Source organism: Mycobacterium sp. 1274756.6 (assembly GCF_001668625.1).
Lineage (GTDB): Bacteria > Actinomycetota > Actinomycetes > Mycobacteriales > Mycobacteriaceae > Mycobacterium.
The window spans coordinates 89254-100418 of the sequence record NZ_LZLJ01000093.1; the positions used below are offsets into that span (position 1 = coordinate 89254).

Genomic DNA, 11165 nt, shown 5'->3' on the forward strand with positions numbered 1-11165 from the left:
TCAGGGCCCCTGGTTGAAGTGGTAAGGGGCCAGCAACGGGTTCCGGGCCGTGTAAGGGCTTGGCAACTGCCCGATGGTTCGACCCCACTGAAGCTCCAGTTCGGTCAATGTGCCCTCCCACCGCGTTCCGGTCAGGAGCCCGGCGTCCAACCGGCTCAGCGTCAGATCGATGATCAATGTCTCGTTGGCATAATCGCCGCGGAAGTAATTGGTCAACGTCGATTTGGGAAACGGCATGGTCACGAAGAAGTCGAGCGAGTCGATCAGGTCCGGTCCTGCATCCGCGACCGCCTGCAAAACGGGTCCGAGATCCTGGAGTTCTTTCACGAGGTTCTCCCTGGTCTTATTCACCGAATCGACAACCAGCGCATCGAATTTACCGAGCTGGTCCAGCGCGTCGGATAGGTTCTCCCGTTGGTCCCTCAGCACCGTCAGGGCAGCGGGGATTGTCTCCAACGCCTTGTCCAGGATCGGCTTCTGCTCGGCGAATTGGCCGAAAAGACTGTCCAACTTATCCACCGCGACGATGATGTCGTCCTTCTGCTCGTCGAGGTAACCGGTGAATACGTCCAGTTGCGTGATCAAACTCCGCAATTCTTCACCGCGCCCACCGTACGCGGAGCTCAGCGCTTCGGTGATGTCGTGTAGCTGACCGATTCCTCCGCCGTTGAGGATGAGCGACAGGGCTCCCAGTGTCTGTTCGGTCGACGGATAACCGCCGGTCGACTCCAAGGGAATCAACGATCCATCGTGGAGCTTGCCCCTGGCCGGAGAGCCGGCCGGCGGCGCGAGTTCGAGGTGCAATGACCCCAGGAGGCTTGTCTGGCCGAGTGTCGCCGTTGCGTTCTCCGGCAGGCGCACATCACCGTTGAGGCTCACCGTTACCAAAGCCTGCCATCCCTGCCGTTCAATCTTCGTGACGTTTCCAACCGTGACGTCATCGACCCGTACCCGTGAGTTCTGTTTGAGGTTCTGTACATCCTTCATCTGGATCTGCACGGTATAGGCGCCCGGGCCGCCTCCTTGCGTTCCTGGTAAAGGAAATGAGTTGGCACCTCGAAATTCGCTTAGCGCGCCGCATCCCGACAGCATCACCACCATGGCGCCCAACACGAGAACTACACCGGTACGCGTACCGCGCGCCGCGCACCACATCAAGGTGATCATTCGCCGTCCTCCGGGGGCAGCATCATTCCCGGTAGCCCGGTAGCGGGATCGACCGGCAAGGGATTGGGCGGCTTCGCGGGAACGTAGGGGGCATCCCCGTGATCCGGTGCCACGTGATTGCCGAAGTAGTCGTAGATCGTATTCGCCGGCGGCAGCGGCCCGTCGGGCGGTGGATCAACGGTTCGAAAGCTATCCGTGGGCACGGGGTATTCTGGCCCGGGCGGTATGTAATCCGGCCGAAGCCAGTCCTCACTGTAGGTGATCTCGTTAGGCCGAGCGGTGGCGCCGACGAACAGGTTCTCGCCAAGGGGGAAATAGTTGTACTGGCGGTTCTTGACGATCGGCGCCAGATATTGAACGCACAGTTTGGCCGACTGTTCCGCATTGAGCCGTGATGCGGCTTGCACCGCCGAGCACAGGAATTGAACCGGGTTGGCGAAATTGCTGGTAGCGAGAACACCACTGAGTGAACCGTGGGCAGGCTCATAGATGTTGACGAAATTCTGGAGGGCTGTCGGCGCTATGTGCAGCGTCTGCTTGATGTCATCGAGAGACTCAGCCACCGCCTGCGAAACTGATGCCAGCTTCTCGGACGTCGTCCCGAGTGCATCCCGGTTGTCGGCGACGAAGGCGGTGACGTCACCCACGACGGCGTTGAGGTCACGGAGGGCTTGCCCAACCTCGTCAGGGTCGTTGGCGAGTTGGGTCGTGACGGTCGCGAGATTATCGTTCAATTCTCCTAGGGCGCTGCTGTTATCACGCAGCGCAGCGACCAGCGCCGCCAAGTTTTTGAAGGTGTGGAAGATGTCGCCGCTATGGTCACCGAGCGCGGAGACAGCCTGCGAGAGCTGCAACACCATTGCTCGCATTTCCTGACCCTGCCCGCGCAGATTATCCGCCGCGGTGCTCACCAGCGCTCCCGCCGAGCTGACCCCGCCGGCCTCAGTGGGCTGCAGGGTGTCCGTCAGTTTCTCCAACTGCTGACGCAGATCGTCCCACTCCACCGGAACCGCCGTACGTTCCAGGGGGATCACCGATCCCTCCGCCATGGCGTGCCCGCCCGTGTAGGCGGGTGTCAACTCGAGCACCCGGACCGTAACCAGCGACGGCGAGAGGATGACCGCGTTGGCGTCATCGGGAACCAGATATCTGTCGTCGTACCAGAACGTTATTTTGACACGACTCGGCTCCGGGTCGATCTGCTCGATCTTGCCGACCGGCACGCCAAGGATGACGACATTGTCCCCCGGATAGATACCGTTGGCGTTATCGAAGTAGGCGGTCACATAAGTCCGGCCGCTTCGGGCAATACTCTGCGTGGCCACGGCGCCACCGATGAGGACAAGCGTCAGGAGGATTCCGATCCCGCGGCGTACACCTCGTTTATTCATCAGTTCTCCCCATCATTCGGAGCCGGCCCCGCCGATTCGGTGGTCGAGTCGTCCGACTGGGCCAATCCCTCGTCGATCGGAGCCGGTGGCCCCGGAGGCGGACCGCCCGGCGACGGCGCAGGGGGGTCCTCACGCAGCGGATAACACCCGGGCCCCGGCAGCGCAAGGCCCGGTGGCCCGCATTCCCGGTCGCCGGGATTCCCGGATATGGCCTCCGGGATATTCTGGCGAGGCTCCCCTCCCTGACCGGTGCGCGGAAAGGGCACCGGAAGTGGCGGGGTGCCTGCCTGCCCATCCTGTGGATCAGTCAGTTCCGACGGCAACTTGGTTGCCGGATCCAACCCCAGGTCGGCGAACGCGGCGTCGATGAACGGCTGGACGAACTGTCCCGGCAGAAGGTTGCTGATGTACGCCACGAAAAATGGCCCCGCCGCCAGGGATTCGCCCAACGACATGACATATTTATTGAGTAGCGGGATCGATTCCTGGATCTGCTCCTTGCGGTTGTCGATGATCTGCAACACCCCGTTGAGTTTGTCCAATGCCGGGCGGAGTGTCTCCCGGTTGTCGCTGATAAACGCCTTCAACTGTTTCGCCGCCGCAGACAGGTTTCCGGCAATCGCATCAAGTGCTTGGCTCTCCGTTACCAGCTGCCCGAGAAGCGAATTCGTGTTCAGCACCAGGTTGACTACCGCATCGCTGCGGTCCGCGATCACGGTGCTGACCTTGTTCGCGTTGCGTAGCAGGTTCCTCAACTGGGCATCACGGTCGTTTAGGGTCTGCGACAACCGTGTCAGACCTTTGACCGCCATCCTGATATCAGCGGGTGTCTCGGCGAATTCCTGTGCCAGAACCGTCAACGCCTCGGATAACTGATCGGTATCCAGACCTCGGACGGTCGTGCTCAAATCTCCCAACGCGTCGGGAAGGTGATAGGCCGGCGTGGTTCGGTCTACCGGGATCGGTTCGGTGAGGGGATCCGTTCCGCGCGGCGTCAACTCCAGGAGTTTCGCTCCCAGAAGGCTCTTCGTCTTGACCGCTGCCTCTGTGCGGTCGCCGAGAACGACATCACCGTTGACCTTGAACCTAACCAGAACCCGCGCACCGTCGAGATCTACCGAGGAGACCCGGCCGACCCGGGCGCCCGACACCTGCACAGGATTGCCCGGAGCCAATCCACCCGCACCGTCGAAGTAGGCACTGTACGACCGCCCCGTAGTCGAGAACGGCAACCGGTTGTAGTTCAACGCCAGGGCGATGAGTAAAAATGTGACGCCGATACCGATGAGACCGATGGCCACCGGATTGCGTTCACCGAACGGTTTCATCGCGGCGCACACCTGCCCGTGTCCTGGCCCGCCACTTTGACATACACGGGCTGCCCACCCTTACCGTTCATCTTCAGTACCGCATCGCAGAGATAGAAGCTGAAGTAACCGCCGTAGAGCCCTTGCCTCCCCAGGATCCGGTACGCGTCGGGCAGGGTGTTGAGCAGGTCATCGAAGTATTCGTGTTCGGCGAGGACCAGCGCAGCGGTCCGATCGGTCTCATGGACGACCTTCTTGACGGGTTCTCGGATATCAGCCAACAGACTCGCAATCGAACTCGCCGCCGCATCGGCGTAGGCGACTCCGTTCGAGATGTCCTGTTTCCTGGCCTCCAGCCCCTCCACCAGATCGGAGAGTGAGTCCACCGTCGTCGCAAGTTGATCCCCCTGGTCGCCCATCGATGCGAGCAAGACGTTCAGGTTCGTCACGAACTCACCGATCAGGTGGTCCCGGTCGGCCAAGGTGTCGGTCAGCGAAGCGGTTTGTGCCAGGACGGAGCTGATCGCGCCACCCTGACCCTGGAATGCCGTGATCAGGGCGCTGCTCAACGTATTGATCTGATCCGGGTCAAGGGCGCGAAACAGTGGTTGAAACCCCCCGATCAACGCATCGAGGTCCAACGCGGATTGAGTCCTGCTGAGCGGGATGGTGTCGCCCGCACGCAGGCGGGAAACACTACCGACTCCTTCCTCCAGGACCATGTAACGTCCTCCGATCAGATCGTCGTAACGGATGACCGCGCGGGTCCCCTCGGTCAACACCACTGAGTCATCCACGGAGAACGCCACCCGCACTGTCGCATCGGGTTGCACCGACACATCCTGGATTTTTCCGACCTCGACCCCCGCTATCCGGACGAAGTCCCCGCCGGTGAGACCAGAGCCGTTGATGAAATCGGCTGCGTACGTCTTCGACTTCTCGAACCGGATGTTACCGAAGACCATGAAGACCAACGCCACCAGAGAGAGGCATACGGCGGCGTAGATCCCGAAACGCCAGAGCGTACGCGAGAAACTTTCTCCCATTTTGCCTTCCTGATCGTGGCCGTAGTTCTGGTTGGTCCGGGGTTACGTTCGTTGCCGTCCTGATCAGCCCGCGGGAGGTACGCTCGTCGGCTCCGTGCCCGGATATGCAGGCACAAACGGCTCTGACCCCGCTGGCGGAGGCCCGGGTTCCCGTAGCCGGCCGGGCGGCGGCGCGGGCGGCAACCCCGGGTACAACGGCGTTCCGTCCGGTGCGTACAACTGCGCCCCGTACGGCGGTGCTCCGGGATAGGGAACGGGTCCCGGCGCCGGACCGCCGGGATATCGGATGCTCGGCGGTTCGGCCTGCCCGCGGGTCGTCGGGAAGTAATTCGCGTAGCCGGGGAACCCGATACCCGGATTCGGCCGGACATCCAGCCCCCTGCCCCACCCGGAGTCGGTCACCAGGTAACGGACCGGCCAGTTCTCCGAAACATCTGGCAGCGATCCACAACTCGGCGTTCCGCCGGGGCCGCCCTTGATCCCGTTGATCGGCAGGTGCTCGGGGTATTTGTAGGGTTCGTCGCCGAGCAAAATGCCCGCATCCAGAATCGCCGTCCTGCCGTTCCCCCCCAGCACCTCGGTGAGCCCGCTGTCTAGAACCACCTTGCCCCCGACGATCGTGCAGGTGATCGACGGCTGGTACTTCATGAGCAGGCGCGTCGTTGACTCCAAAACGTTGATGCCGTCAACCAGGTTCTCCCGATGCGGTCCGATGAGATTCACTCCGCTCGTGGACACACCGATTACGTTCAAAAGCAATATCTCCAGATCCGACGCGTGTTCGGTAATCGTCGTGCTGGTGGCAGTCGCAGCATCAAGCACCTCGATCACATCGCCGGCGGCACCGCTGTAGATGTCGGCGACCTCCGCGATCGCCCGGTAATTCGACCGAATCGTCTCATTTCGCGGATTCAGCTCCCGGAGAACCTCATCGAGGCCGGTAATGGCCTCGCCGATCTGTTCGCCGGTACCGCGAAAACCCTCCGAGAGCGCTGTGAGCACCGCATTCAGTTTGGCGGTGTCGATCTGGTTGAGAACATCGACCAAATTCTCGAAGACGGTATTGACTTCTGTGGTCACATTCCGGGCGTGCAGCACCATGCCGGACCGGAGATTCCCTCCGGCTGGGTCCTCCGGTGGCAGCAACTCCACGAATTTTGCACCGAACGCCGTGGAGACGGCGATCTCGGCCTCGACATTCTCAGGGATGTACTTGAGTTGTGCGGGGTACAACTCCAACCGAAGTTCCACCGAATCCTTCGGCTGAATCGAGGCGACCCGCCCGACCTGAACACCACGATATTTGACCTTGGCGTGGGGTTCCATCATCAGGCCCGCGCGTTCCGATGCAAGGAGGACGTTCGCATACGGTTGTAGGTCCCGGTTGAACACCAGCAGGGTCAGCAGAACGGCACCAACGGTGACGACAACTAGGACGGCCGTCCATAACGCTGGCCGCAGGCCGGCCACTCGTTCCACTCGTGTCATGTCATCATCCCGCGAAGTTGAAGTCACCGGACCGGCCGTACAACATCAGCCCCGCCATCATCGCCACGGTTGTCGCCACGATCAGCGACGCACGGACCGCTCGGCCCGTGGCCCTGCCCACACCCGCCGGCCCGCCACCTGCCGTGAAGCCGTAATAGGTGTGGATCAACATGATGATCACCCCGGAGATCATCACCTGAACGAAAGCCCAAATGATATCGGTGGGATTGAGAAAGCTGTTGAAATAATGGTTATAGACACCGCGGGACTGGTCGAAGGATAAGCGCACGGTTAGTTCATTCACGATGATTGCCGCCAGCAACGCCGCACAGAAAAGCGGACCGGTGATTATCGCTCCCGCCAACACTCGGGTCGAAGCCAGATAAGTGACCGTCCTAATTCCCATCACATCGAGCGCATCGATCTCCTCATTGATGCGCATGGCACCGAGTTGCGCGGTCGCACCGGCGCCGATTGTGATCACCAGGCCGACCGAGGTGATCAAACCCGCGACGAGACGCGGATTGATGTACGCGGACAGGAATCCGGTCAACGCTTCGATACCGATGCTGCCCAATTGGGTGTAGCTCATCGTGCCAACAATGCTGCCGACGTTGCTGGTGATGAACCCGATGATCACCACGGTTCCGCCCAGCAGGGCGAGTTCGGCGACCCCAAAGCTCATCTGCGCGATGAGCCGCAGCACCTCCACTCGGTGTTTAAGCAATGCCTCCGGGATGAAACGAATGGTATTGACGGAGAAACCGACTTGCTCGCCCACCCTGTTCCAACCGCTGACCACCGTGTCCGCCCTGCGATTCAGCCGCGGAAATCGCGTTGGGATGATTAGCCGGGCGCTCATGACACCGTCATCGGCGCGGCGACACTCGTAACCACGGTGTTGATCACGACCAGGCAAAGTAGCGCGTAAACGACGGTCTGGTTCACCGCATTACCGACACCTTGGGGTCCTCCGGAGACGGTGATCCCCTTGTAGCACGCGATGACTCCCGCAGCCATTCCGAATAGCGTTGCTTTGAGGAAGGCGACGATCACGTCGGGGTAGCCAATTAGGAAGGTGAGGCTCTCGGCGAACGCACCGGGCGTGACATTGGTCAGATAGACCGAGAACATGTACGCACCGATCAGCCCGAAGATGATGACGACAGCGTTCAGCAGTATGGCGTTGAATGTGATCGCCGCGACTCGCGGTACCACCAAGCGTTGGATCGGATTGATTCCCATCGTTCGCATCGCATCGATCTCCTCGCGAATCGTTCGGGAGCCCAGGTCAGCGCTCATCGCCGTCGCCGCGGCCCCTGCGACGATCAACACGGTGATGTAGGGCCCCGTCTGGGTGACGATGGCCAATGCCGCTCCAGCGCCGGTGAAGTCCGCAGCGCCCATTTCCGAGAGCACAACGCTGAAGACGAACTGGATGAACACGTTGTATGGGATCGTCAGCAAGATCGCCGGAACGGCCGACACCCGCGCCACGAACCAGGACTGTTCTATGAATTCCCGGAAGGCAAATCGCGTACTCACCAGTTGGACGATCATGTCCAGTGACATTGCGAAGGCGCCGCCGACTCCTCCGACAGGCCTCAACAGCGGCCGAGCTAGCGTCATACCTCGCCCCTGTCGCCGTCAGCACCGAACGCACGGGTTACCGCCGGTTCGACGCTGGGCACTCCGCACCAATGCACGCTCACAGGCCACACGGGCGTACCGCAGGTCCAACGCGATGCCGACAACGGCACGTCACCTCCGATCCCCGCTGAGGCAGAACAGCGAAACATGTTGCGGCTCACGACTGACCATCCCAAGCCAGGAATACTGTCACGTCAGTATAGCTACGTCATTGTGACTGTCAACACATTGCCTTCAGGTCTGCAACCAGCTGTTGCGGGGCATGACGTCGTAGGCACCGCGGTGCGGGTTTGACGAGGAAGGACGAGACTCCAGCGGCAAGATTAGTAATCGCCAAACCACTCGTCTGCCTCAAGGAAGGGCCGTCCATGGCCCACCGTCATACCGCGGTCTGTTGAGGGCCATGGCCGAATCGCCAAGCGCTGCGTGCACCGTCGGATCTTTATGACGCGCTGCGCAGATGAGCATCTTGAGGGCCTGTGCGAGCAAGTAGATTTACCGCTATCGCCGCCATGGCGAGCTTGGCCTGCACGACCGATCGAGCGTCCCGCCAACCGGTGGCCACAGGCATGCAGGTGTCATTCGGTTCGGCACGCTCCGGCGAACCCCAATGGTCAGCTCGACGCAACGCGCACGAGTAGGCCGCCGCCCACGGCAGCACCATCTCGGTGCGCACCGTGGCCCGGTGGCCAGGCCACATGGTCTACGTCAGTGTCAAAAAAGGTCGGCCGGATGCCCGATGGCGGTGGCTGACGTACCCGCGGCCGCGGCTCCGCCCGAGCCAGGGTCATCGACTGGGCCAAGACCGCCCGCGCCCGCCGCCCATATGTCTACCTGGACTCGGCGGTAGACATGTTCTCCCCGCCGGCTTACATCGAGACGCTGCGCGACGAGGCCGCGCGCACCGCGATGCGGTTTGCCCATCGAGCGTGGGTGTTCTTGGCCGCCCACGGCATCACCCACATCCATAGGATCATCACCGACACCCAAACATGTGCCTACCGGTTCAAATATTTCGCCACCGTGCTACGCGGCACACGCCACCGGCGGATCACCCCATACCCCCGCGGCACAGCCGCAAAGTGGAGCGCTACAACGGGATCCTGGCCGAAGAGTTACGATTGCCGTACCACTTGGGCCCCGTCGCGACCCCACAACCGGTTGCCGGGCGAACCTCGGACGCCTCTCCGCACCGTCCTTACACCCGGTTCATGGCACGAGGACGATTTTGCCGAACTGATCGCTATCGGCCATCGCCTGAAATCCCGCGTGCGCATCGGTGAGCGGCAACACTCGGTCGATGGCCGGTTCGATTCCGCTGACCTCGACGAACCGGAGCAGCTTCGCGAGCTCCTCAACGGTACCAACCATCGATCCGACCACGTTGAATTGCGACGTCACCAACCGCTTCAGGTCTGTGTCGACATCGAATCCCGATGTACCACCGGCGACGACGAGCGTCCCGCCCGGGCGCAGACAATTCATTGAGTGGCCCCAAGTCGCCGTACCGACCGTCTCGATCACCACGTCGACCTTCTCCGGCAATCGGGCCCCCGACTCGAAGGCCGCATCCGCGCCCATCTGTAGTGCCCATTCCCGCTTGACACCCGACCGCGACGTCACCCATACCCGCAATCCCGCAGCGCGCCCCAACATGATCGCCGCGCTCGATACCCCTCCGCCTGCCCCCTGCACAAGAACCGTCTGCCCGGGCCGCACGTCGGCCTTGGTGAACAGCATGCGGTAGGCGGTCAACCAAGCCGATGGTAACGTCGCCGCCTGCTCGAACGATAAACCGGCCGGCTTCGGAATCAAATTCCGTCGCGGGACCATCACCCGTTCCGCCAACGTTCCCTGGTGCATGTCCGACAACAAGGTACCGGCGGGATCGAGAGTTTCGTCGCCACGCCAGTCGTCGTTGGTCACCACCGGATGGATGACGACTTCATTGCCGTCCTCATCGATTCCGGCGGCATCAGTTCCCAAGATCATCGGAAGCTGGTCAGGAAGGATTGTTACCCCCCGCAGGGCCCACAGATCATGATGGTTCAGCGCCGCCGCGCGAACCTCAACCACCGTCCACCCTTCCGGCGGTTCAGGATCTTGGCACTCACCGACCACCAGTCCCGAGAGTGGGTTCTCAACGGAGAACGCCTTCGCGTACACACCGATCATTGTGCGTCCAACCTCCTCGTTTACCGCTACTTGGCTGCGGGGGCTATCCCGCGCTATGTCAAAAGATTCCGTACTGGTCAACCGAGATGTGGCGTGCCGACCGGGCGACACATGAGTCCCGCTGACTGACCGCTGCCGAGGCCGCGACCCGCTACTCACGAGGTTTGTATGACAAAGGCTTTGGTATACCTGCGAGCCAGTGTACATTGATCTCAATGTCTGTCATACAGCGACGCGATGTCCGCCGAACCGGAGCGGACCGACGTGCCCCATCTTTCGCCGGAAGGGCGGAGAGATGCGGCAACACTTGACGGGACGCCGTCGCATACCGCCCCCAGTACCCACCACCCCGAGGAGATGCACATGGCTACCCGAGTACCGCTGTCCACCGACGTCGCGACGATGAACCTGCTGGATCGGGTGGACTACTCGGACTCTTTCGCCACAGCGGCACCCGATACACGGACCGCCGAACAGTGGGCCCGACTCTGCTTCGAAACCGACCCGCCGGCGAGCCTGAAACTGGCGTTCATGGCGCTCGCCCCCTTCCGCGCCCGCTCCGACGCGGCCACCGGTGCCGAGATCGCCGGCCTACGGATCGTCGAGAATCAACCCGAACATGTCGTGCTCGGATTCGACATGAAGCGCTGGACCCCGAGGATCATCTTCTCTGCGAAGGACGGTGACATCAGAATATCGACCCTTATCCGCTTCGACGGCTCGATCGGTCGCACCATTTGGGGTCTGCTCGCACCGATGCACCGGAACACGGTCAAATCCCTCATCGATCACGCAGCCAAGGTCGCAGCCAAGGCATCCGACGACCCATCGTGATGCACCGTACGCCATCGTGATGCACCGTACGCCGGCGTCGATACGCCATCGAGCAGGAAGTAACCTGGCTCGACAGTATTTTTACAGTTGTCTTCTTGAGGGGGGTG

General features: G+C 61.6%; 9 protein-coding genes and 1 pseudogene. 2 read left to right on the top strand and 8 right to left on the bottom strand.

All coding sequences use genetic code 11. From position 1 onward, the window contains the following. The 7 genes from A5643_RS15100 to A5643_RS15130 form a co-directional block, all read right to left on the bottom strand. The gene (locus A5643_RS15100; RefSeq protein WP_082949013.1) at positions 1–1155 is read right to left on the bottom strand and encodes an MCE family protein; all 1155 of its coding nucleotides are present in this window, start codon (positions 1153–1155) and stop codon (positions 1–3) included. Positions 1156–1163: 8 nt separating this feature from the next. After that, entirely contained in the window at positions 1164–2558 is a 1395-nt protein-coding gene (locus A5643_RS15105) for an MCE family protein (RefSeq protein WP_066857248.1), read from the bottom strand. Continuing rightward, entirely contained in the window at positions 2558–3886 is a 1329-nt protein-coding gene (locus tag A5643_RS15110; RefSeq protein WP_066858014.1) for an MCE family protein, read from the bottom strand. The genes A5643_RS15105 and A5643_RS15110 overlap by 1 nt, the downstream gene beginning before the upstream one ends. Continuing rightward, complete coding sequence (locus A5643_RS15115; RefSeq protein WP_066857257.1) at positions 3883–4911, bottom strand: MCE family protein; 1029 nt, start codon at positions 4909–4911, stop codon at positions 3883–3885. Before A5643_RS15115 ends, A5643_RS15110 begins: the two co-directional genes overlap by 4 nt. Positions 4912–4974: 63 nt before the next feature. Further along, on the bottom strand, positions 4975–6399 hold the full coding sequence (locus A5643_RS15120) for an MCE family protein (protein ID WP_066857260.1): 1425 nt from the start codon (positions 6397–6399) through the stop codon (positions 4975–4977). A 4-nt stretch (positions 6400–6403) separates the two neighbouring features. Then, positions 6404–7261, bottom strand: coding sequence for an ABC transporter permease (locus tag A5643_RS15125; RefSeq protein WP_066857263.1), 858 nt, complete (start codon positions 7259–7261; stop codon positions 6404–6406). Further along, positions 7258–8028, bottom strand: coding sequence for an MlaE family ABC transporter permease (locus tag A5643_RS15130; protein WP_066857265.1), 771 nt, complete (start codon positions 8026–8028; stop codon positions 7258–7260). Before A5643_RS15130 ends, A5643_RS15125 begins: the two co-directional genes overlap by 4 nt. Before the next feature lie 402 nt (positions 8029–8430). Between A5643_RS15130 and A5643_RS18775 the strand changes: the two are divergent. Then, a pseudogene (locus A5643_RS18775) lies at positions 8431–9164 on the top strand (transposase family protein); the annotation flags it as partial. Positions 9165–9258: 94 nt separating this feature from the next. Here A5643_RS18775 and A5643_RS15135 read toward each other — a convergent pair. Beyond that, entirely contained in the window at positions 9259–10224 is a 966-nt protein-coding gene (locus tag A5643_RS15135) for a zinc-binding dehydrogenase (protein ID WP_066857268.1), read from the bottom strand. A 363-nt stretch (positions 10225–10587) separates the two neighbouring features. Here A5643_RS15135 and A5643_RS15140 point away from each other — a divergent pair, with 363 nt between their 5' ends. Further along, positions 10588–11058, top strand: a complete 471-nt coding sequence (locus tag A5643_RS15140; RefSeq protein WP_197497745.1) for a DUF2867 domain-containing protein — start codon at positions 10588–10590, stop codon at positions 11056–11058. Positions 11059–11165 lie beyond the last annotated feature (107 nt).

Excerpts from the sequence above, each read along its gene's own strand:
- A5643_RS15130 (WP_066857265.1), bottom strand. The coding sequence starts at position 8,028 with ATGACGCTAGCTCGGCCGCTGTTGAGGCCTGTCGGAGGAGTCGGCGGC.
- A5643_RS15110 (WP_066858014.1), bottom strand. The coding sequence starts at position 3,886 with ATGAAACCGTTCGGTGAACGCAATCCGGTGGCCATCGGTCTCATCGGT.
- A5643_RS15115 (WP_066857257.1), bottom strand. The coding sequence starts at position 4,911 with ATGGGAGAAAGTTTCTCGCGTACGCTCTGGCGTTTCGGGATCTACGCC.
- A5643_RS15120 (WP_066857260.1), bottom strand. The coding sequence starts at position 6,399 with ATGACACGAGTGGAACGAGTGGCCGGCCTGCGGCCAGCGTTATGGACG.
- A5643_RS15100 (WP_082949013.1), bottom strand. The coding sequence starts at position 1,155 with ATGTGGTGCGCGGCGCGCGGTACGCGTACCGGTGTAGTTCTCGTGTTG.
- A5643_RS15140 (WP_197497745.1), top strand. The coding sequence starts at position 10,588 with ATGGCTACCCGAGTACCGCTGTCCACCGACGTCGCGACGATGAACCTG.
- A5643_RS15125 (WP_066857263.1), bottom strand. The coding sequence starts at position 7,261 with ATGAGCGCCCGGCTAATCATCCCAACGCGATTTCCGCGGCTGAATCGC.
- A5643_RS15135 (WP_066857268.1), bottom strand. The coding sequence starts at position 10,224 with ATGATCGGTGTGTACGCGAAGGCGTTCTCCGTTGAGAACCCACTCTCG.
- A5643_RS15105 (WP_066857248.1), bottom strand. The coding sequence starts at position 2,558 with ATGAATAAACGAGGTGTACGCCGCGGGATCGGAATCCTCCTGACGCTT.